The organism is Chromobacterium sphagni, from assembly GCF_001855555.1.
Classification (GTDB): Bacteria; Pseudomonadota; Gammaproteobacteria; order Burkholderiales; family Chromobacteriaceae; genus Chromobacterium; species Chromobacterium sphagni.
In genome coordinates, this window is sequence record NZ_MKCT01000030.1 from 1 (window position 1) to 21,704 (window position 21,704).

Annotated in this window: 21 protein-coding genes and 1 pseudogene; 9 read left to right on the top strand and 13 right to left on the bottom strand. The window is 62.1% G+C overall.

Annotated elements, in window-relative coordinates; all coding sequences use genetic code 11:
• The 4 genes from BI344_RS13200 to BI344_RS13215 form a co-directional block, all read left to right on the top strand.
• Positions 1-372: ABC transporter permease subunit (locus BI344_RS13200; protein WP_139167016.1), on the top strand; the 372-nt coding region annotated here is incomplete at its 5' end.
• Positions 373-387: 15 nt separating this feature from the next.
• Positions 388-1,173, top strand: coding sequence for an ABC transporter permease (locus BI344_RS13205; RefSeq protein WP_071113365.1), 786 nt, complete (start codon positions 388-390; stop codon positions 1,171-1,173).
• Positions 1,170-2,231: an ABC transporter ATP-binding protein gene (locus BI344_RS13210; protein ID WP_071113366.1), complete on the top strand. Its 1,062-nt coding sequence runs from the start codon at positions 1,170-1,172 to the stop codon at positions 2,229-2,231. The genes BI344_RS13205 and BI344_RS13210 overlap by 4 nt, the downstream gene beginning before the upstream one ends.
• Entirely contained in the window at positions 2,228-3,055 is an 828-nt protein-coding gene (locus tag BI344_RS13215; RefSeq protein WP_071113367.1) for a phosphodiesterase, read from the top strand. The genes BI344_RS13210 and BI344_RS13215 overlap by 4 nt, the downstream gene beginning before the upstream one ends.
• Positions 3,056-3,102: 47 nt before the next feature.
• Here BI344_RS13215 and BI344_RS13220 read toward each other — a convergent pair whose 3' ends face one another.
• The 5 genes from BI344_RS13220 to BI344_RS13240 form a co-directional block, all read right to left on the bottom strand.
• Entirely contained in the window at positions 3,103-3,345 is a 243-nt protein-coding gene (locus BI344_RS13220; protein WP_071113368.1) for a hypothetical protein, read from the bottom strand.
• Between the two features lie 299 nt (positions 3,346-3,644).
• On the bottom strand, positions 3,645-4,976 hold the full coding sequence (locus BI344_RS13225; protein WP_083370204.1) for a sugar MFS transporter: 1,332 nt from the start codon (positions 4,974-4,976) through the stop codon (positions 3,645-3,647).
• On the bottom strand, positions 4,900-5,574 hold the full coding sequence (locus BI344_RS13230) for a transaldolase family protein (RefSeq protein ID WP_071113369.1): 675 nt from the start codon (positions 5,572-5,574) through the stop codon (positions 4,900-4,902). The genes BI344_RS13225 and BI344_RS13230 overlap by 77 nt, the downstream gene beginning before the upstream one ends.
• A 3-nt stretch (positions 5,575-5,577) precedes the next feature.
• Positions 5,578-6,570 (bottom strand): helix-turn-helix transcriptional regulator, encoded by a 993-nt coding sequence (locus BI344_RS13235; RefSeq protein WP_139167017.1) that lies wholly within the window; start codon positions 6,568-6,570, stop codon positions 5,578-5,580.
• Positions 6,571-6,829: 259 nt separating this feature from the next.
• Positions 6,830-7,312, bottom strand: a complete 483-nt coding sequence (locus tag BI344_RS13240; RefSeq protein ID WP_071113371.1) for a hypothetical protein — start codon at positions 7,310-7,312, stop codon at positions 6,830-6,832.
• A gap of 357 nt (positions 7,313-7,669) precedes the next feature.
• Between BI344_RS13240 and BI344_RS13245 the strand changes: the two are divergent.
• Positions 7,670-7,939 (top strand): annotated as a pseudogene (locus BI344_RS13245) (sensor histidine kinase); the annotation flags it as partial.
• Between the two features lie 13 nt (positions 7,940-7,952).
• Here BI344_RS13245 and BI344_RS13250 read toward each other — a convergent pair.
• From BI344_RS13250 to BI344_RS13260, 3 genes are all read right to left on the bottom strand, one after another.
• The gene (locus BI344_RS13250) at positions 7,953-9,314 is read right to left on the bottom strand and encodes an ATP-binding protein (protein ID WP_071113373.1); all 1,362 of its coding nucleotides are present in this window, start codon (positions 9,312-9,314) and stop codon (positions 7,953-7,955) included.
• The gene (locus tag BI344_RS13255) at positions 9,290-9,955 is read right to left on the bottom strand and encodes a response regulator (protein ID WP_071113374.1); all 666 of its coding nucleotides are present in this window, start codon (positions 9,953-9,955) and stop codon (positions 9,290-9,292) included. The genes BI344_RS13250 and BI344_RS13255 overlap by 25 nt, the downstream gene beginning before the upstream one ends.
• 269 nt (positions 9,956-10,224) lie before the next feature.
• Positions 10,225-10,503 carry a hypothetical protein gene (locus BI344_RS13260; RefSeq protein WP_071113375.1) on the bottom strand — a complete coding sequence of 93 codons (279 nt, stop codon included), beginning with the start codon at positions 10,501-10,503 and terminating at the stop codon, positions 10,225-10,227.
• A 387-nt stretch (positions 10,504-10,890) separates the two neighbouring features.
• Between BI344_RS13260 and BI344_RS13265 the strand changes: the two genes are divergently transcribed.
• Positions 10,891-11,670 carry an HAD-IIA family hydrolase gene (locus BI344_RS13265; RefSeq protein WP_071113376.1) on the top strand — a complete coding sequence of 260 codons (780 nt, stop codon included), beginning with the start codon at positions 10,891-10,893 and terminating at the stop codon, positions 11,668-11,670.
• 77 nt (positions 11,671-11,747) lie between these two features.
• Here the strand turns inward: BI344_RS13265 and BI344_RS13270 are convergent, their stop codons facing one another.
• The 4 genes from BI344_RS13270 to BI344_RS13285 form a co-directional block, all read right to left on the bottom strand.
• Positions 11,748-12,797 (bottom strand): HD-GYP domain-containing protein, encoded by a 1,050-nt coding sequence (locus BI344_RS13270; protein WP_071113377.1) that lies wholly within the window; start codon positions 12,795-12,797, stop codon positions 11,748-11,750.
• Positions 12,798-12,856: 59 nt separating this feature from the next.
• On the bottom strand, positions 12,857-15,469 hold the full coding sequence (locus tag BI344_RS13275) for a response regulator (RefSeq protein WP_241499351.1): 2,613 nt from the start codon (positions 15,467-15,469) through the stop codon (positions 12,857-12,859).
• On the bottom strand, positions 15,382-16,998 hold the full coding sequence (locus tag BI344_RS25340) for a HAMP domain-containing protein (RefSeq protein WP_083370207.1): 1,617 nt from the start codon (positions 16,996-16,998) through the stop codon (positions 15,382-15,384). Before BI344_RS25340 ends, BI344_RS13275 begins: the two co-directional genes overlap by 88 nt.
• Before the next feature lie 235 nt (positions 16,999-17,233).
• Positions 17,234-17,977 (bottom strand): LysR substrate-binding domain-containing protein, encoded by a 744-nt coding sequence (locus BI344_RS13285; RefSeq protein ID WP_083370211.1) that lies wholly within the window; start codon positions 17,975-17,977, stop codon positions 17,234-17,236.
• Between BI344_RS13285 and BI344_RS13290 the strand changes: the two genes are divergently transcribed.
• Positions 17,957-18,607, top strand: coding sequence for a Rossmann-fold NAD(P)-binding domain-containing protein (locus BI344_RS13290; protein WP_071113381.1), 651 nt, complete (start codon positions 17,957-17,959; stop codon positions 18,605-18,607). The genes BI344_RS13285 and BI344_RS13290 overlap by 21 nt on opposite strands.
• Positions 18,608-18,727: 120 nt before the next feature.
• Here BI344_RS13290 and BI344_RS13295 read toward each other — a convergent pair whose 3' ends face one another.
• Positions 18,728-18,931: a cold-shock protein gene (locus tag BI344_RS13295; RefSeq protein ID WP_071113382.1), complete on the bottom strand. Its 204-nt coding sequence runs from the start codon at positions 18,929-18,931 to the stop codon at positions 18,728-18,730.
• Positions 18,932-19,958: 1,027 nt separating this feature from the next.
• Here BI344_RS13295 and BI344_RS13305 point away from each other — a divergent pair.
• Positions 19,959-20,390, top strand: coding sequence for a TraR/DksA family transcriptional regulator (locus BI344_RS13305; protein WP_071113384.1), 432 nt, complete (start codon positions 19,959-19,961; stop codon positions 20,388-20,390).
• Positions 20,391-20,720: 330 nt separating this feature from the next.
• Positions 20,721-21,617, top strand: coding sequence for a slipin family protein (locus BI344_RS13310; protein ID WP_071113385.1), 897 nt, complete (start codon positions 20,721-20,723; stop codon positions 21,615-21,617).
• Positions 21,618-21,704: the final 87 nt, after the last annotated feature.

Here is a 21,704-nt window from a genome sequence, read left to right on the forward strand (position 1 = left end):
TTTTCCATTCCGCGGGTGATCCTCACCGTGATGGCGGCGGCGGAAAAGCTGGACGCCACGCTGGAGGAAGCCGCGCGCGCGCTGGGCGCCGCGCCTTGGCAGATCCAGCGCGACGTGGTGCTGCCGGCGCTGGCCCCGGCGCTGCTGGCCGCCGGCGCGATGTGCTTCGCCACCTCGATGGGCGCCTTCGGCACCGCCTTCACGCTGGCTACCGACATCAACGTGATGCCGATGGCGATCTACAGCGAGTTCACCCTCAACGCCAATCTGGCGACCGCCGCCGCCTTGAGCGTGGTGCTGGGCGCGGCCACCTGGGCGGCGCTGGCGCTGGCGCACGCCTTCGGCGGCGACGGCGCGGCGGCCGCGGCCTGATCGGGGGCATCCATCATGAAAAAACTGCTGATTTCGCTGCAGGCAGGCGTCACCGTGCTGATGAGCCTGTTCCTGTTGGTGCCCATCGCCATGTCCATCGTCGCCGGCGTCACCGACAACTATTTCCGGGGCTGGCGCGGCGGACTCACCCTGCGCTGGGTGGCGCAGGTGTGGGAGCTGTACCGGGACGCCATCTTCCTGTCGCTGGGCATCGCGCTGGCCACCCTGGCCATCGTGCTGGCGATAGGGGTGCCGGCCGGCTACGCGCTCACCCGTTCGCCCAGGCGCCTGGCCAGGCTACTGGAGAGCTTGCTGGTGTTGCCGGTGGCGGTGCCGGGGCTGGCTTCGGCGCTGGCCCTGCTGGTGGTGTACGGCGGCTTCACGGCCTTTCGCAACAGCTGGCTGTTCATCGTGGCGGGCCACGTGGTGTTCACGCTGCCCTTCATGGTGCGTGCGGTGGCCGCCATCTGCCTGAGCCAGAACCTGAAGACGCTGGAGGAGGGGGCTGCCAGCCTGGGCGCCACCTTCCGCCAGCGCTTCCTCACCGTGGTGCTGCCCAATATCCGCCCCGGCGTCATCGCCGGCGCGCTCACAGTGGTGACGCTGTCCATAGGCGAATTCAACCTCACCTGGATGCTGCACACCCCCGCCACCAAAACGCTGCCGGTGGGGCTCGCCGACGCCTACGCCTCGATGCGGCTGGAGGTGGGCAGCGCCTATACCCTGATCTTCTTCATCATGATCGTGCCGCTCTTGGTGCTGATGCAGCGCTGCGGCGCGGACGCAAGGAAATCCGCATGAAACTGGATTCGCTGGAAATCACGCTGGAAAACTGCGCCAAGAGCTATGCCAAGGGCCAGCGGGCGCTGGAGCCGGTCAACCTCAAGATCGCCGCCGGCGAAACGCTGGTGCTGCTGGGGCCTTCCGGCTGCGGCAAGACCACCACGCTGCGGCTGATCGCCGGGCTGGAGCAGCCCGACGCCGGCGGTCGCGTACTGTTTGGCGCCGACGACGTCACCTGGCTGCCGATAGAATCGCGCCAGGTGGGCATGGTGTTCCAGAGCTACGCGCTGTTCCCCAATATGAGCGTGCGCGAGAACATAGGCTACGGCCTGCGCATCCGCAAGACCGCCAAGGACGCGGTCAAGCGCCGGGTGGACGAATTGCTGGAGCTGACCCGGCTGGGCGAGTTCGCCGACCGCGCCATCGGCCAATTGTCCGGCGGCCAGCGCCAGCGGGTGGCCCTGGCCCGCGCGCTGGCGCCGCAGCCGCGGGCGCTGCTGCTGGACGAGCCGCTGACCGCGCTGGATGCCCAGCTGCGCGAATCGCTGCGCGGCGAGATGGACGGCCTGCTGCGCGGCCTGGGCGTCACCACCGTCTATGTGACGCACGACCAGGCCGAGGCGATGGCGCTGGGCGACCGCATCGTGGTGATGAGCGCCGGCCGTATCGAGCAGACAGGCACGCCGCGGGAAATCTACTACCAGCCGGCCAATGCCGCGGTGGCCGGCTTCATCGGCACCATGAACCGGCTGGACGGCAGTTGGCGCGAGGGCGCGCTGCATTGCGCCGGCGGCCGTCTGCCGGCGGCGGCGGGCGCGGCGCCGGCGAGCGAGCTGTGGTTCCGCCCGGAGGACGCGCGAGTGGTGGCGGCGGACGAGGCCGGGCTGCGCGGCGTGGTGGCGCAGGCGGTGTTCCTGGGCGAGCGCACCCGGCTAACCGTCACCGGCGTGTGCTCCAGCCCGCTGCTGATAGACGTGGCCGGCCGCCGCGCGCCGCGCGCAGGAGACGCCGTAGGCATCCGGCTGCTTCCTGAAGCGTGGCACGCCAATCCCGCGGTCCGGCAGGAGGCGCAATGATTCTGTGCCAGATTTCCGATTTGCACATCAAGCGCGATCGCAAGTTCGCCTATGGCAAGGTGGACACCGCCGGCGCGCTGCAGCGCTGCGTCGAACGCATCAACGCGCTGGAGCCCAGGCCGGATTGGGTGGTGGCCACCGGCGACCTGGTGGACAGCGGCGCGCTGGAAGAATACCAGGCGCTGCGCCCGCTGCTGGACCGGCTGGCCATGCCCTATGCGCTGCTGGCAGGCAACCACGACCGCCGCGACACCTTGCGCCAGGTATTCGCCGATCATGATTACCTGCATGGCCACACCGAGTTCATCCAGTACGCGCTGGACGTGGGCGAGGTGAGGCTGATCGCGCTGGACACGCTGCAGCCGGGCAGCAGCGGCGGCATGCTGTGCCGGGCGCGGCTGGATTGGCTGGACGCGCTGCTGGCCGCCAGCGCCGGCCGGCCGGTGGTGCTGGCGATGCACCATCCGCCGTTCCAGACCGGCATCGCCCACATGGACGCGATAGGCCTGGACCCTGACGCCGCGGCCGAGCTGGCGCGCCGGGTGGCGGCCTGGCCCAATGTCGAGCGGATCGTGTGCGGCCACTTGCACCGGCCCATCCAGGCGCGTTTCGCCGGCACGCTGGCTTGCACCAGCCCGGCGCCGGCCCACCAGGTGGCGCTGGACCTGCGCGCCGACGGCCCGTCCGCTTATGTGCTGGAACCGGGCGGCTTCATGCTGCATCTGTGGCGGCCGGGCCAGGGCCTGGTTTCGCACCAGTCCTGTATCGATCTGGCGCAAGGGCCATACCCGTTTTTCGACGCAAGCGGAAGTTTACTCGATTGAATCAACGGCCGGGGCCGGCGGATGTCGTCCTGGCGGTTCAGTTCGGCTCAGGAGAAGGCATTGGCCCTGTTTAGCGCGGCGTTCAGGTCTGAATGATTCAAAACCTGATAGGCCAGGCCTATGGCGATCAGATCAATCAGGTATTCCCGGTTGAAAATGGGCGAGCCTTCCCATTCCGAGTTTTTCTCCCCCAGAATGATCGGCCGGGTAATGATGACCGAGTCGCCTTGAATGCGATCCACGGCGAAGTCGTCGTCTTCTATTTTTCTGACAAGGTTTCTAAGTTCCATTGCTTGCACCTCAAGCCTGTAGAAGCGCTGAATTTCCCATGGTGTTGTTCTTGTTGAGATGGTTTGAAAAAGGGTTGTTCCATGCGGGCTAATTTAAGATGAATAGGCCATGAATTTGGAAACATGCAGGAAGATACCGTATTCGACCGGAGAGAATAAGTACAGAATTCTGTAGTAAATTTAATGAGGTGGGAATAAAAGATAGCCATCGAAGATGGCTATCGTTTCAATCATGTCGATATGCTTTATCGCTTAATTCATGCCTGCGTCTGTCTGATGGTGAAATGTTTGATTGAGCATCACTGCGCAGTAGCCAGAATTGGCCGCAGCGCTTTGTTTTTTTCCAGATGCAAACCATACAGGAATATCACCACGAAGCTTGCCAGCGGCAGTGTGTACGCATAAGCAATATTATGCCGGTCGGCGATATATCCCATCAGATAGGGATAAACTGCTCCGCCGCTGACCGCCATGGTCAAAATGGAGCCGGCCTGCTTGGTTTTGGCGCCGGCATCCTTGATAGCCAGGGAAAATATCGTCGGATACATGATGGACATGAAGAAGAACAGCCCCATCAGTGCGATGATGGAGATCTTGCCAGCGGAAAAGATAACGATAATCGACAGGACAATATTGGCGAGCGCATAGCCGGCCAGCAAGCGCTGCGACGGCAGGTGGGCGATGGCGTAGGTGCCGACGAACCGACCTGCCATGAACAGCATCATGGCGACGGAAAGCAGCCACGCGCCATCCTTGGTGGACAATCCGGTGTGATTTTCAGTGGCGTAGTTGATGAAGAACGCGCCGATGCCGACCTGTGCCGCCACATAAAAAAATTGCGCAAGCACCCCGCCTACGAACCTGCCGTTTCCCAGAAGGGACGCTGTTTTTTCCGACTCGTTCTCTGCAGATTTTACCGCCTCGGGCATTTCGGTCCGGGCGATGAAGGCGGCAAGCAGGACGACGAAGACCGAAATCCATATATAGACTTGCATGACCGTATCGTGCTGCGATTGCGCGCTGGCATGGCCGCCTATCCTGAAGAATAGCGCGCCGCCGATCAGCGGGCCGACTATGGTGCCGAGTCCGCAAAACGATTGGGCTAGGTTCAATCTTTTTTCAGACTGATGCTGACTACCCAGCTGGGTGATGTAAGGATTGGCGGTCGCTTCGAGAAAACCTAGTCCGCATGCCAGAATGAACAGCGCGGAAATGAAATAGTTGAAGCTGCCTTCTCTTAGCGAGGGGATGAACAGCAGCGCGCCGGCTGCGAACAAACTCAATCCTGCGATCAATCCCTTTTTATAGCCATACCGGTTGTTGAAAACCGCCGCGGGAAGCGCGATGACGAAGTAGGCGGAGAAATAGGATAGCTGCAGTAGCCCGGACTGCGCTTTATTGATGTTCATCGACTCCTGAAAGTGCTTGTTCAAAACATCAAGCAATCCGTAAGACATGCCCCAGAGGAAAAATGTGCAGGTGACCAGGAAGATGGTTTTTTGAGAATCAGTTCTTGACTTGATGAGCGGCTCATGGGTTGCAATCCGTATGGGTTTAGATTTTGAACAGGCTGGACTTGGCGGTAAAGTCGCTGGATGCCCATGCGGATTCAAATTTTTCCAGGCTGTCATCGATATCGGCGTTGGAAGAGAAAAGACTATTGTATGTTTCAGATGGCAGGGTGATCGCGCCTATGCCAAGCTGCGCGCAGCGGACGCATTGCTCCACCGATTTGATGGCGGCGGCCATGATGGTGGTTGTGTAGTTGTATTTATCCAGTATCTCTTGCGATTCCCGCAGAATAGAGAAGGCATTGCCGGTTGATTGCTCAATCCGGTTTACATATGGCGCGGCGTAGCTGGCGCCTACCATGCCTGCCAGCATGATTTGCCTGGATTCAAAGATGGTTGTCGCCAGCGTGGCGATGCCTTCCTTTTCCAGTATCGATATGGTTTTGAAGCCATCATGTATCGCCGGTATCTTGATGACCATCCGGGGACTGATGCTTGCCAGATTGCGCGCCTGGACCAGCATTCCCGGCAGTTCGCAGCTGGTGACCTGGGCTGCCACCAAGCCATCTTGGATTTCCAGCAGCGTTGAGATGACATGTTCGATGTTCATGTCGGCGGAGGCGAGTATCGCCGGATTGGTGGTCACGCCTGCCAAAATGCCGAGTTCTTGCGCATTTTTGATGACGTCAAAGTCTATCGTATCTAGCCAGATTTTCATTTTTCAACCCCTGTCTGCTATTAAAAATGGATATATGTTTTTTGAGCTGAGCTTGCCCATTACAAATCCAAGTTGACACAATGTGCGGCAATTCAGCCTATCCTTGATGTTCTTGATGTGCTTGTTCACGGCGTCGCTGGAAATCCCCAGGTTACTTGAGGCCTCCGAACAAGAGCTGCCGCCGGTCAGCTCCTTCATTAGTTCCACCTCTTTTTTAGTCAGGTAGGCATTATTGTATTCTTCGCCCAGATAGATTCTGGAAACATCACGCCGATTGATCAGTTTGTAAAAGTCAGCGCCGACAATTTCATTATTGACTTCACCTTCCTGAGTGAGAGTCAGGCTTTTCTTGAAGTCCGGTACGTAGATTCTATTTTTGCCCGCATCGTTTATCATGTCCTGCATTTTATATTTGAACAGAGAGATAAACTGATGCAGCAGGGCCATTTTCCCCATGATGTGATTATTGTCTACGCTATTGTCGTTGATGGAGCCAAAGTGGAAGAAGTCGGTGTATTCCATGTGTTTTTCGATCATGGTGATGCCGTTGTCGATTCCAAATTGGCTGGCGGCTGAATATATGGGTTCGCGATTGAGCCAGTTCCAGAATACATGGCCATCCGAGAAGCTGAGTGGGTTGTTCTCGAAGATGGCATGTTGATACATTTCGTTTCGCCAATAGTGTTTTATCCAGTCCGCGGAATTGGTTAAGACCACTCTGGAATTGTCTTTGTAGTGCCGGTCAAACGTGAAGTAATTTATCTTTAAGCTTTTTAGTGGCTTGGTAAATTCAATAATGTGATTGGTGGAGGTGAATGAGGGGTTGGTGGCATAGAAAATATCGCTTTGAAAATTTATGTTTTCCATAAGAATCCCGTTTGGCCTATGGGTGGGGGGCTGTTTCTTTGGATTGACGAATTTCTCTGCTTCCGGGGCTGAGTCATTGGCGAAGCAGCAAAGAGCGTTCGATTCTGTTCCGATATGCGCATCTCGCAATTATTGTTCCAATGAGTACAGTCTTTATTTAAAGTTTATTTGAATTTATCCTGCTGGGATTTGTTTAAGTTTCAGCGGTGGGATATTAACATTAAAATGATTTTCGCATGAATGAGGTGTTTGCCGCCGGAGAGCGGCAGGCGCAAGGCCGGGGAGTGGGCGAGTTGTCAGCGGTTGCCGCCGGAGGAGGGGAATCAGGCTGGAGACTGTTGTGGCTGGCTATGGCTGGGACCGCGCGGACGCGGCCCCGCGACATGGCTCAGGCGCTGGCGCTCACCACATTGCCGGTGGACGAGGAGCCGCCCGGCACCGTGTTTTCCAACGCTTGCAGGAAGCCGCGCAGCGTGGCGTTGCCGCTGCTGGAGCCCCCCAGCGCCGGCACCAGGCTCTGAAAGCTCTGCTGCAGCGCCGCCATCAGGTTCTGCATGAAGGCGGCCAGCGCCTGTTGCGGATCCTGGCTGGACGAAGTGGATAAGGCGGAATCGTCCGCGCTGTCCGACGACGAGGCGGTGGACGCGGACGACGAGGACGTATCGGAAGACGAGCCGACGCCGATCTGTTCCAGCGGCTGGCCGATCGCGCTCATCAGGCCGCCGCCGGGCGGCGGACCAGGGGGAGGCGGAGGCATGCCGACGCCGTCGGCGCTGCCCGACAGGCTGGTGCTATTGAGCTGGCTGAGCTGGGAGATCCAGCTGTTCGAGTTGGAAACGCTGCTGATGGATATATTGTGCTCCTCATGCATTGGAACGAATGGCCGGTCCGGGTGGCCGGCGCTCCTGCGCGGCGCCCGCGTTGAGGCGGGCGGAAATCGCTGACCGCTTCTGAGCAAGAAATCGGCCTGAAGCGGCATGGATTGAGGTTAATTTCGGTAAATTCTGGTAAATCTGCGTTAAGAAAAGGTTGAAAATGGCGTTGTCGGCGCGGCGGCGGCCGGCGGCAAATTCTGCTTGGGCTTGTCGGCTGTTAAGCCGCGTTAAGACCCTTGTAAGGCAATGGCTTGGCGCGCTGCGGCAAGCTTTGCCGCCAGCCGGTGCCTGCGCCAGCGACAGTTCGAACAGCTTGTCCTCCTGCGCCTCGGTCAGTTTGACGCCACACCGCGGACGGCAGCCGGGTGGAGATTGCCGCGGGCTTGGACAGCGGCTTGCTGCGCGTCACCGTCGCCGACCGCGGCCCCGGCGTGTTCGACTGCGACCTCGCCGCCATTTTCGATCCCTTCTTCCGCAGCGGCTCGCGCCCGGCCTCCGCCGGCTACGGCCTGGTGCTGGCCATCGCCCGCCGCGTCGTCCAGGCCCATGGCGGCAGCGTGGTGGCGGCCAACCGCGCCGGCGGCGGGCTGGCGGTCGCCATCGAGCTGCCCGTTGCCCGCTAGTTCTGGGTTGTCGTCATGCGGCCAGCGCCGCCGGCGGGAATGCCACGCAGACGCAGAGGCCGGCGCATGCGGCTGGATCGGCCCAGTCCAGGCGGACGTCGGCGCCGATCCGGTCGGCGATCGCCTTGATGATGGAAAGCCCCAGGCTGGAGCCCAGCTGATCGGTGCCCAGCGCGCGGTAGAACGGGTCGAAGACGCGGTCTCTTTCCTCTGGCGGGATGCCGGGGCCGGAGTCGACGATGCGCAGCATGGCCCCGCCGCCGGACAGCACCACTTCCAGATCCACCCGGCCGCCGTGCGGGGTGTAGCGGATGGCGTTGTCGACCAGATTTTTCACCATGGCGAGCAAGTCCAGCTCGCTGGGGGCGATTTGCGCGTCTTGCTCCCCTTCCACGCCGATGTCGATGCGCTTGGCCTCCGCCAGCGGCAACAGGTCTTCCAGCACCTGCCGGTACACCTGTTGGGCGGACACCGGAGCGTGCGCCAGCTTGGGTGCCGCCTGAACGCGCGCCAGCGCAAGCAATTGGTCCAGTAGAACGCGGCCGCGCTCGATGCCGCGTCGCAGCGCCTCCAGCCTTTGCCACGCCGGGAGCGGCATGTCGGTTTGCGCCATCCGCTCGGCCTGCAGCGACAGCGCCGTCAGCGGCGAGCGCAGCTCGTGGGCGGCATCGGCGACAAAGCGGCGCTGGTTTTCCACCATTTGCGCCACTCGCTCCAGCAGACGGTTGATCGCCACCACGAAGGGGCGGATTTCGGCCGGAAGCTCGGCGGTCTCTACCGGGTGCAGCTCCAGCTCGCCGCGGCGGTCTATCTCGCCGGAGAGAACGGCGATGGGTTGAAAAATCTTGCGCACCAGGCGGGAAACCGCCAACAGCAGCATGGGAACCAGCACCAGAAAGGGCATCACCGTGCGCAGCGCGCTGTCGCGCGCGATCTGGTCGCGCAGGCCGGTTTCCTGAGCGACGGCGATCCGCTCCTTGCCCACCGTGGTCTTGAGCAGCACCCGGAACGACTCGCCGTTGATCTGCAGGGTGTGCAGCCCATCGGGCAGAGAGGTCGGCAGCGGCAGCAGCGTGCCGGCGTCGCTGTCGGCCTTGGCCTTGCCGCTATCGGACAGATATTGGATGACGACGCGCGACTCCTCGTTGCAGTTCTCCAGCCGGCGATTCGCCTGGTGCGCCAGCGGGATGTGCTGCTGGTTGAACAGCGCCGCCACCTGGCGCAACACATCGTCCTGCAGCGCGTTTGCCTCGTTGTAGGCGGCGGTGAAGGAAAACGCGCCGGCGGCCAGCGCAAGCAGCAGGATCAGGGTGGCGAGGGAGAGCGACAGCCTGAACTGCACCGACTCCCTCAACTGTTTTTGGATACTGTCCATCCCACTCCCCTGATGTTCTTGATGACGGCGTTGCCCAGCTTGCGGCGTAGCGAGTGGATCAGAAACTCGACGGCGTTGCTTTCCACCTCTTCGCCCCAGCCGTAGATGCGGGCTTCCAGCTCGCTGCGCGACAGGATGGCGCCGGGCCGGAGCAGCAGGGCCTGCAGCAGGGAGAATTCCCGGTTGGAGAGCTGGATCGGTCCGCCGACGACGACGGTGGCTTCGCGGGTGGCGGGGTCCAGCGACACTGTGCCGTTGCCGAGCCGGGAGGACGCGCTTCCCGCCTTGCGCCGCAGCACCGCGCGCATGCGCGCCAGCAGTTCGGCCATGGCGAAGGGCTTGAGCAGGTAGTCGTCGGCGCCGCCGTCCAGGCCGCGCAGCCTGTCGTCCAGGCTGTCGCGGGCGCTGATGATCAGCAGCGGCACCGGGTTGGCGCGGGCGCGGATGCCGGCCAGCACTTCCAGGCCGTCTTTACCCGGCAGGCCGAGGTCCAGCAGCACCAGATCATAGCCGTGGGATTCCAGCGCGGCCTGCGCGCGCGGTCCGGTCCGCACCCAGTCCGCCGCGTAGCTGGCGTCCTTGAGCGCGGCGTGGATAGCTTCCCCTATCATCGGATCGTCTTCTACCAGCAATACGCGCATAGTCCCTCGGAGATTCGCAAGCGCCTGCCGCTGTTTTTAGCTGGCTCCGCCGCCTGTTGGCAAGTTTGCCGGCAATTTCGGAGCCGCCATCAGGCCACGCCGCGTCTGCCGCGTTTTGCGGCGAGTTGAGGCCGAGAGCGGGGCGCAAGGCTTCAGGCCGCCGTCGCATCTCCAAGAAAAGCGCACACATGGCAAAACCGGGGCTGGATAAAGAGCAAGCGGCCGGCGCAAGGTTGAAACTTGCGCCGGCCATATCGAGCAAGGCCGGGCTAGCGGACGCCGCGCCGCGCCTCCTCCGCGGCCAGCTTGCGTTGCGCCTGGCGGTCGCCGTTGTTGGCTTCCTTGGCCGTTTGCGCGGCGGTTTCCGTCGCCTCCTGCAAGGCTCTGGCCGCGCCGCTGATGGTGACTTTGTCCTGGACCGCGCCTGGCGGGGCATTCTGCAACTGGACCTTGGCGGGGTCGGCGGCCGGCGCTGGCGTGGCGGCCTCGGCTGTTGCGGTTTGAGATGGCGGGACCGGGGCCTGCGTGGCAATAGGTGTGATCGACATGATGGTGTCTCCCGAAGGAATCGCGCAAAGCGCGGGATGTTGGGCGGCTGCAAATTCCACCTGGTCCGCGCCGACATCGGCAGATCGCGCAAGTTTCGGCGCGGGCCATGGTCCCAAGTTAGCAGGGCAGACTTAGCTGAAGCTTAGCGGCGCCCCCACGTTGTGGATGCGATGCGGGTTGCGGCGGTGCATAAACACCCCCGCGCAGCCTGCCGCGCAAGGAAGAGACTACGCGGCAAGGCTAGGAACCCTTCGAGATGCGGCGCTGCCGGCAACTGGCGCAATAAAGCCGCGTTGCGGCCATGCTATGCTGTGGCGTTTGCGGCGGCGTAGCCGCAGCCCGCGGCCGTGCCCGCGCAGTTGGCACTCGTGTTCTGGATACACCGCATGAGCAAGAGCATCATTTCCGATATGGACGGCGTGATCTATCGGGGCAAGCAGTTGATCCCCGGCGCGCGCGAATTCATCAACCGCCTGGTGGAAAACCGCACGCCCTTCCTGTTTCTCACCAATAATGCGGAGCAGACCCCGCTGGATCTGCGGCTGAAACTGGAAGGCTTGGGCATCAGCGGCCTCACCGAAGACAATTTCATTACCAGTGCCATGGCGACGGCGATGTTCCTGAAGAGCCAGACCCGCAAAGAGATGCCTACCGCCTACGTGGTGGGCGGGGCGGGGCTGATCAACGAGCTGTACAAGGTGGGCTTTTCCATATCCGAATCCCATCCCGACTACGTGGTGGTGGCCAAATCGCAAACCTTCAGCTTCGAGCAGATCAAGAAGGCGGTGCGCTTCATCGATCAGGGCGCCAAGTTCATCGGCACCAATCCGGACATGATCGACCCGATAGAGGGCGGCGGCTACGAGCCGGCGGCCGGCACCCTGCTGGCCGCCATCGAGGCCGCCACCGGCAAGAAGCCTTACATCGTCGGCAAGCCCAACTCGCTGATGATGATGCTGGCCACCCGCAAGCTGGGGGTGCATCCGGAAGAGGCGGTGATGATAGGCGACCGCATGGACACCGACATCGTCGGCGGCCTGGAGGCCGGCATGAGCACCGCGCTGGTGTTGTCCGGCGTGTCCACCCGCGCCTCGATGGAGCAATTCCCCTATCAGCCGGACTATGTGTTCGACAGCGTGGCGGATATCGATCCCGAAGCCTTGTAAGCTAAATAGGAGGCCGGGAGGGGCAGTGGCCTGTCGGCTCTCCGCTTCTGCGCCTCTCCCCTCCAGGCAATCGGCCTTTACGGCGCTTTCACATTCAGCGGTTCGCTCTCGGCGTATTTGGCCATGACCTGGAAAATATCGGGCAAGACCTCGAAGAACGCGTTGACTAGCCGGGGGGCGAAATGCTTTCCCGCGTCGGCGCGGATGTGCTCCAGCGCGCGCGCGGTTTCCCAGGCCGGCTTGTAGGGGCGCCTGGTGGTGAGCGCGTCGAAGACGTCGGCGATGGCCACGATGCGCGCCCAGCGCGAGATATCCTCGTCCCGCAGGCGCCTGGGGTAGCCGGAGCCGTCCCACTTTTCGTGATGGGAGTAGGCAATGGTGTGCGCCGCGCGCAGCAGCTCGTTTTGCTGATCTCCTATGATCACCGCGCCGATGTAGGGGTGTTTGCGGATCACCTGCCATTCCCGCTCGTCCAGCGGGCCGGGCTTGAGCAGGATATGGTCGGGAATGCCGATCTTGCCGACATCGTGCATCGGCGCCGCCTGCAGCAGCAGTTCCGCTTCGTCGGTCGACAGCCCGGCGCCCAAGGCCATCAGATGGCTGTAGTGGCTCATGCGCAGCACATGCAGGCCGGTTTCGTTGTCGCGGTATTCTGCCGCCCGTCCCAGACGGCGGATGATTTCCAGCCGGGTTTCGTTCAACTCCAGCGTGCGTTCCTGCACCAGGCTTTCCAGATGCCGCTTCTGATCCTGCAGTGCGAGGTGGGTCTTGACGCGCGCCAGCACCACCGGCGGGCTGACCGGCTTGGCGATGTAGTCGACCGCTCCCAGTTCGAAACCCAGGGTTTCGTCCTGGATTTCATCCTTGGCGGTCACGAAGATCACTGGAATCCTGGCGGTTCGGGGGGCGGCCTTCAGTTGGCGGCAAACGGTGAAGCCGTCCATGTCAGGCATCATCACGTCCAGCAGGATCAGGTCCGGCGGGGCTTGCGCCGCGGCGATGCGCAAGGCTTTCTCGCCATTGCGGGCGACTTTGACCTGATACTCGGCGTCGAGAATGCCCACCAGGATATCTATGTTTTCCCGAATGTCGTCGACGACCAGGATGGCCGCTTTGCTGCTTGTCATTTCAATGCCCAGCCCTGAGTAAATGCTTTGCGCGGCATGGTTCCTGCCATGCCGCCTGCTCAATCCGGCGCCAGCGCCACGCCCACCTCCCGGCAGGCCATCTGCAAGGATTGCAACGCGGCCTCAAACTCGTAGTCCAGCACGGCCTTGTGCAGCGCGCTCCAGGCCTCGGAAGGCGGCGGCGAGCCGATTTTCGGCTGCAGGGCTTCCAGGCAGGCAATGGCCTGGCTGTCGTCGGCGGCCAGCAGGCGCGCCAGCTGTTGCAGCTCCGGCGCCAGCGCTGGCCAATCGGCTTCTGCGCCGGGCGCCGGGTCTTGCGGGGCAGCTTGCAGAAAATGCCTCAAACTGCCAAGCAGGGCTTCCAACAAGGCGAAGGCCCGGTGTTGAGTTTGCGGATCGGGTTGCCGGTTTTGCTTTGCGCTGGTTTCCAGGCCGGCCGCCGCATTCGCCAATGCCTCGTTGCCTATGCTGGCCGACAGGCTTTTCAGCGTGTGGGCCAGGCGCCCGGCCAAGGCGTAGTCTTGCGCCGAGAACGCGGTCTTGAGGTCGTGAGCCGCCGTGGCGTTGCTGTCCAGATACCGGCCAAGCACTTTGAGGTATAGCGAAAGATTCTCGCCGGTGCGCCGCAGTCCCAGTTCGGCGTCCAGGTTCTCTATATCGGGCAACCGCGCGGTTGAAGGCTCGCTTGGCGGCAACCGCATGCCGGCGATGGCGGAGGGGGAGGCCTCCACTCCCGCCAGCCAGCGCAACAACAGGCGGTACAGCTCATCCACATCCACCGGCTTGGCGATGTGATCGTTCATGCCGGCGGCCAGGCAGCGCTCGCGGTCGCCGCTCATGGCGTTGGCGGTCATGGCGATGATGGGGAGCGCGGCGAATGCCGGCTGCGCGCGAATCCGGCGCGTGGCCTCCAGGCCATCCATCACCGGCATTTGCAGGTCCATCAATATCAGCTCCACCGGGGGGCCGGACGCCAACTGTTGCAGCGCCTCCTGGCCATGATTGGCTATCTCCACCATGATGCCCGCCTGGGAGAGGAGAGCGGTGGCCACTTCCTGATTGATCTCGTTGTCCTCGACCAATAACACGCGTCGCCCGGTCAGCCGGCGCAGGTCCGATGGGGCGGCTTTCTCCACGCTCGTCCGCTGCACCCTGGATTTGCCGAACACCTCCAGGATCACGTCGCACAGCGTCGAGGCGTTGACCGGCTTGTGCAGAAAGTGGCGCACGCCTACCGCCTGGGCAAGACGGGTTTCCTCTTCGCGGGCAAAGGCAGACAGCATGATCACCGCCGGCATCGGATTGGCGCGGCGTTGCAGTTGCCGCATGACTTCCAGGCCATTCATGTCCGGCATTTTCCAATCGAGCAGGATCAGGTCGAAGGCCTCGCGCTCCAGCATTGCCAGCGCCTGCGCGCCGGATTCGGCGGCGCGGGCCTGGTAGGTGAAGGTGGACAGGATATGTTGCAGAATTTCCCGCGCGCTGGGGTTGTCGTCCACCACCAGCACGTTGAGTCCGCTCAGGTCCTGCACCAGCTCGCGCAACTCCGCCGCGCGCTGTTCCGGCCAGGAGAAGCGGGCGGTGAAGCTGAAAGCGGCGCCGGCGCCGGGGGAACTGGCAACGCTGATTTCTCCATCCATCAATTCTACCAGCCGCTTGCTGATGGCCAGGCCAAGGCCGGTGCCGCCGTATTGGCGGGTGATGGAGCTGTCGGCCTGGCTGAACGCCTGGAACAGCTTGGCGCATTGCTCTGGGCTCAGGCCTATGCCGCTGTCCCGCACCTCAAACCGCAGCAGGCAGCCTTGCGCCGATTCCGACACCTGTGTGGCCGCGATCACCACGGTGCCGTTACGGGTGAACTTGACGGCGTTGCCGATCAGATTGATCAGCACCTGTCCCAGCCGCAGCGGATCGCCGCGCAAATGCATAGGGATATCGGCGCCGATGTCGAACAGCAGCTCGACGCCGTTCTCTTCCGCCTTGAGTTCGAACAGGTCGGACATCGATTCGATCACCCGATCCAGGTAGAAATCCACCTGTTCGATCTGCAGCTTGCCGGCTTCTATTTTCGAGAAATCGAGGATGTCGTCGATGATGCGCAGCAATGCCTTGGCGGAGTTGTGTATCTTTTCCAGGTAATTGCTTTGCCGCGGCGTCAGTTCGGTCTGCAGCAGCAGTTGGCTCAGGCCTATCACCGCGTTCATCGGGGTGCGGACCTCGTGGCTCATATTGGCGAGGAAGTCCGACTTTGCCTTGCTGGCTTCCTCGGCGGCGGTCTTGGCGGTGCGCAGCGCGGCTTCGGTGTCCTTGAGGTCGGTAATGTCCAGAAAGGACACGACGATTTCCTTGAGCGTTCCATCCGCGGCGCGGACCGCCATGCTGTCGGCCGATCCCCAGCAATGCGAGCCGCGCGCGGTCCGCAAGCGGATTTCGCGGCTTTTTTCGGGGTTGCCGCCGGCAAGGTGCAGGGCCAGCAGTTCTGCTATGGCGGCCTGATCCTGCGCCGCCACCCACTGCTGGATGTCGCTGCCTACCAACTGCTCGGCGCTGCGGCCCAGATAGCCGCACAGCCGGTCATTGACCATCACGATGCGGCCGATGGCGGTGAGGCTGCAAAAACCGACCCCGGAGTTGTGGAATACCGCGCGGAAATAGTGCTCGCGCTCCGCCAGGCTTTCGGCTTGCTGCCGGGTTGCAGCTCGTTGAGCGCGCTCCGCTCGGCTTCGGTCAGCGCCGCCGGCGTTTCCAGCTCCAGGCACGCTATGGTTTCGCCATCGCTGATCATGGGCAGGGTGTAGCGATGCAACTGGCCGTCGTCGGCCTGGCCGGATGCCTCGCAGAGGCTCGCCACCCGCAGCAGCTGCGCGGCGCCGTCATCGCGGAAGTCGAAATGCAACTTGCGCGCGGCCAGCATCTCCGCCACGGTATGCAGCAGGCACAAGCCCATCTCCTCGATGCTCCTGGCCTGCTGCATGGCGAGGTTCAGGGTGATCCGCCGCTGGGAACGGGTCAGGATCGCGGCCAGGGACAAGGTCACCTGGTTGAAGGCGGCGGCGATGTCTTGCAGCTCGTCGCGGGTGGATAGCTCCACCCGGCCGTCCAGCTCGCCGCTGGCGATGCGTCCGGCCATGGCGGAGAAGTCGGAAATGTTGGATATCATCGCGTAGTACGCGCTGCAGAACAGATAGGCTAGCAGCAGCAGGATCAATAGCGCGCCGGCCAGCGTCAGCCACAGCTGCTGGCGGCTATGCCGTATCCGCTGCTCGAGTATGTTTCTCGCCGTAGGCAGGATGATGCTGAACAACTGCTGGTAGCCGACATCGATCAGGCGGGTGGTGCGGTCGAAGAAATGTTCCGGCGTGGTGGCGAAGCGGCGGTCCAGCACATCGCGGAGCAAGGCGTCGTGCAATACCCGTATGCCGGCGTTGGTCTGATCGAGGGCGTTTTGCATCTCCGCGGCGATGGCGGGATTGAAACGGGCCGCGGTGGCGATATTGTTCTGCAGGTGGCGGCGGGCTTCCGCCACCACGGCCAAGCGGGCTTGTATTTCTCCTGTCTGTTGCGGAGTCAGGCTGCGCGCAGATAGCGCGCCGGTTCCCATGCCGCGCAACTGGGCAAGCTGTTCCAGCAGATCGGGGTATTTGTTTACCGCCGTTTCCAGCAGATAGTAGCTATCCACCACCGGGTCCAGCGTCATCGCATATTCATCGGCCAAGGTCACGCTGTAGCGCTGCAGCTGGTCGATCAGGCGGCTGTGCCGGTTGAAGTCCTCCGCGGGGGGCAGGCGTCCGCATTGCGGCTTCAAATCGCGCCAGGCGTCCTGCAGCCGCTGCCACGGCGCCGGATTGTCGCCGCTGTTCCGCAATTGCCGGTTGACGGCCGCCAGCGCCATGTCGACCTGGAGTGCGCTCTGCCGCAGGCGTTGCCTCAGCGCGATGCTGCCGCCGTTGCTGCCGCCGTTGCTGCCGGCGCACAGGCCGCGATGCAACTGGATTTGCTGCAGCGCCCGCTGCGCCGAGGCGAACAGCTCGGTTCCGGCGATCTCCCGCTGCTCGATGGTGATCTGGCGGTTCAGGATCGCGTAGATGCCGAACAGCGCCGCAGCCACCGCCAGCGCGGCAACCAGGCCGATCAGGGCAAATTTCTGCGGGTAGCGCAAGCGGTTCATTAGCCTGACGGCAGGCACAAACAGTCTGTTCATGGCGAAAACCCTGTTGCCGAGGTTGTCACGTATCAATTTGGGACGCCGGACCGGCGCGGCTCTTGGCGGGCGGATGGCTGGCGGGATGCCGGAAAGGCGGAACGGTCAGGCCAGCGATAGTTTCATCTTGGATGGGGGGCGGCGCAGATGCAAAGCGCGATGGCCGGATTGGCCTCCTGGGGCTTGCCGGGATGCAAGGTTGTTGAAAAGCCATCCTTTCAGGGGCAGGCTTTTTTCAGTTGCCTGCGGGGGCGATCATGGCGTCGCCGTGCCCGTCAGCACGCGCACTCGCAGCCAGCGCATCAAACGTCGTCTTGCACGAAGGGTTATGGCGCAGGCCCTCATGTATGGCGATCCAGGTATCAAGCTGGAGAGCGAATTGATCCGGCAGAACCCGGATGAGCGGTCTGGCCGCGCGCCTTGCGATGGGCGCCTGACAAATGCCAATGCCGGCGCCGAAACGGATCAGGGCGAGTTGCGCCAGGTCGCTATCGGTTCGGATCGCGAAGCGCTCGCGGTCGAATCCCCGTACGGATTTGGCCGCGCCGCGAATGAATGGGGTGGCGTGATCGAAACCGATCAGCGCATGTTCGGCGAGTTGGCCGGTGCTGTCTGGCGTGCCGCGCTTGTCGAGGTACTCGGGCGTCGCATGCAAACCGAGTTCAATCCGGCCGATATGCCGCGCGATGAGTTGCTCTTGCTCCGGACGCGCCATGCGCACCGCAATATCGGCTTCGCGCCGCAGCAAGTCTTGCATCCGATTGCTCAGCGCCAGCTCGACCTTTAGTCCCGGGTGCTGATCGCGCAAGGCTGCAATGATCGGCGGCAGCACCTCCACGCCAATGACCTCGCTGGCGGTCACGCGCACGACGCCGGTGATGCCGTCTCCCTGCTTGGCTGCAGTCCGCGCCAGCGTCGCCGCGACGCTTTCCATCTCCTCCGCGTGCAGGCGTAACGCATGTGCGGCATCGGTTGGCATCAGCCCTGTTCGGGTGCGCGTAAACAACACCAGTCCCAGCCCTATCCGCCGACAAAAAAAGGCCGGATACGGGTTGAGCTGGAATGCCGCCTGCGGTCGCTCGCCAAGCAGGGCGGCCGGGCGCTGATTGTGCGGGCGGGGGATTTCTTCGGTCCACAGGCCGGGAACAACTGGTTTGCCCAGGGCTTGATCAAGCCGCGCCAAGCCGTGGACAGGATCCGTTACCCAGGGAGAAAGTCCATAGACCATCAATGGTCCTACATCCCCGATGTGGCGCGGGGGATGGTTGCGCTGATTGAAACACGGGACGCATCGCAGCCTTTTGAGACCTTTCACATGGCAGGACATTGGGATCGCGACGGTCGGCAGATGGTGCTGGCGATATGCCGCGTTGCGGCGCGGCATGGCGGCGCGGCGCCTGAAGTTTCGGCTTTCCCGTGGTGGTTGCTGAAATTAGCCTCCCCTTTCAACACCACGTTCAAGGAACTGCAGGAGATGCGCTATCTGTGGCGGCAGCCCATCCGGATGGAAAGCGCCAAATTGAGGGCGCGTCTTGGCCATGAGCCGCTGCCCCCCTGGGACGAGGCGGTTGAGGCCACCTTGCTCGGACAGCCCTGCTGTGGCGCCTAACGTCTCTTCCTTGCCGCGAGAATGGCAGGCGGCCAGCCCTTATGCCGGCGACTGACGCCGGGCAAAATATCCATGGCGAAAAAAAACCGGCGATCGCCGGTTTTTTTAATCGCTGCCGGTTTACTGGGGCAGGATGTTCGAGGCCTGTTTGCCTTTGGGGCCTGACACCACGTCAAAGCTCACCCGCTGGCCTTCCTTCAGCGACTTGAAGCCGCTGGAGTTGATTGCGGAGAAGTGAGCGAACAAGTCTTCGCCGCCTTCATCCGGAGTGATGAAGCCAAACCCTTTTGCGTCGTTGAACCACTTAACGGTACCGGTTGCCATTGCGTATCCATCCTATCCATGTAACGGGCGAGTGCCCAGCGAGCATCATATTCGGCGTTGGTGCGGAGCTCAAACCTTCTAGGCCCGGAATTCACTGATCGTTAGGACAGCGATTACGTTTTAGCAGCGCGAAGCGTCGCCAGTCATGCCTTTTGGAACGGTCTTTCCCATTTGTGCAAGCGGCTTAAAATCCAGTCAGATCATGGGTTTAAATCAGATGCGGCAGGAAAGTATTCCCGGTGTCGCATTTTGTGGATTAAGCGCAAGCGCCTTGGGCGCATCTGGTGAAAACGGAATCAGATGCTATCCCTATGTGCATATCAATAATATGACAATCCATGTTAAGAGCAATGGTCGAGCGCCGTTATGGTGTTTATACGTAGAAGCCGGCGCCAGATGAAAACCTCCGCTTATAGTTCGCAATTTCCGGGGATTCCAATGCGCTCCGCCGGCCGAAACTTATCGCGGGAGTGCCTTGATGAAAAACTGCAAATCCCGCAAGACCAGATCCATGGCGTTTGCCGTGGCTTGCGACTTGGGATGCGGCCTAATCCTTGCTGTTTGGTCAAAACGGTTATTTGATGGGCGAATGAAAAATGGCCGCTTGCCGACCGTAATCATTCCCGTGCGGCAAAGCGCATGGCGCCGTACTTTAATTTGACATTGTCATATGCGCGCAATCGAACAGACGATTTGATTGGGCGCCTATTAAGTTTGCCCATGATCGGATGGACTCCTGCGGGTAGCCATCTATTCGCGCAGACCTGCAAGGCCTGATCAGAGCAAGGAGCAATTCATGCGCAGATACCATATTGAATGCGTGCGCAACGCGGCCGGGTATTTTGTCGGCTGGTCGGTCCAAACTGGCCAGCCATCGCCGTTATGCCGGATTTATCCCCTTTACGAGATGGCGGAAACCGAGGCGTTGAGGATGGAGACTGAAACCAGTCAGCAAGAGGCTCGCACGGAGAGGCGTTCTAACGCCGCCGACCAGCCGTCCCTTTCCCTATAAGCAGGAGGTGCCGCCATGCGGGACACCACGTTTTTAGGCGCATCCACTGCCGATGCGGAAGCTGCCCGGCTTGACGCCGACCTGTCGCCGCAGCAACTGGCTCTGCTGCATCAGCAACTGCTCCAGGCGCGCGATGCGTTGTTGCGTTCGCGGCAGGAAACGGAAAACCATCTGCGGGAGTTCCTCGGAGATTCGGATGGCAGCGCCAGCGACCGCGTCCAGCACGAGGAAGGGTATTTGCTGAATTTAACCGTGCGTCGCCGGGAAGAATGGCAGTTGCAGCGGCTGAACGAGGCATTGCAACGCATCCGCAACGGCTGTTACGGCAGATGCGAGGAAACCGGCGAGCCTATCGGCATGGAGCGCCTATTGGCCTGTCCCACCGCAACGCTGTCCCGCGCCGCGCAGGAACAGCAGGAAAACCGGCAAAGGCAGTTGGGCGGTTAAATTCCTCCTGGCTGAGGGGCAGCAAGCGCCGATGCCTTGCCCGCGGTCCGCCGCATGAGCAAGCTCTTTGCTTCCATCCATGGCTATCGAGAACGATGAGGCGGTTGGTTGAGCGGCCGATCAGGCCTGCAAGCCGACATCGCTTTGGCTATCTCCTTTGCGGCGGCGGCAGGTCATATCCAAGGCGTCCGGGTCCGGCGGCGGCCGCGAGAACAAGGTCAGCGCGCACATGATGTTGTGTGCGCCAGCGTACAGATGGGTGGCGGCAAAAGCGCCGATGCTGGGAAACAGGGATACCGTCTACCCCGGGCCACAGGAAAGGAACGCGGCATGAACGCCATTACCTTATTCATCGTCACCATCATCATCGCGCTGGGCATACTGGCCAATTTAGCCGGTTATCTGGCGCTGGCCATCGTCTGCTGGTGCCTTGCGGCCATCGTGTACCAAGCCTTGCGCATGGCCAACACCTGGCAAAAATGCGTGGTGCTGCGCGCAGGCAAGCTGCGCGGCGTGCGCGGGCCGGGGCTGTTCCTGATCATCCCGGTGATAGACAGCGTGGTGGCGACCATCGATGAGAGAATCCAGACCACCGCCTTCAATGCCGAGCAGGCGCTGACGCGCGATACCGTGCCGGTGAATGTCGACGCCATCATCTTCTGGCACGTGCATGACGCGCAGAAGGCGGCGTTGGCCATCACCGATTACCGCCAGGCGATAGACCGGGTGGCGCAGACCTCGCTGCGCGAAATGATAGGCTCGTCGATGCTGGGCGTGCTGTTGAGCGATCGCCAGAGCACCGACCAGGCGCTGTGCCAGAAGATAGGCGCCAAAACCGCCGAATGGGGCATCACGGTGCGTTCGGTGGAAATCCGCGATGTCGCCATCCCGGAAGCGCTGCAGGATTCGATGTCGCGCCAGGCGCAGGCCGAGCGGGAAAAGCAGGCCCGCATCATTCTGGGTTCGGCCGAGGCCGAGATCGCCCACAAGTTCGTCGAAGCCGCCAATGTCTATGCCAGGCATCCGGCGGCGCTGCAGCTCCGGGCGATGAACATCATCTATGAAACCACCAAGGAGCGAGGCACCACCATCCTGATTCCCAGCTCCATGGTGGACAGCATGAATCCGCTGGCCGCCGTTGCGGCCAGAAGCCGGTCGGCCAACCGGTCGCAGCCGGCGGCAAAGGCCAACCACGCCCAAGGCGCGGCGGCGCCCACGCAGATATGAGGCGGCGGCGCGCGGCAGGCCGTGATCGGCTGCGTCTGCCGGCGGGCAAGCGTTGCCAGTCGCCGCATGATGCGGCGAAGGAGGAAT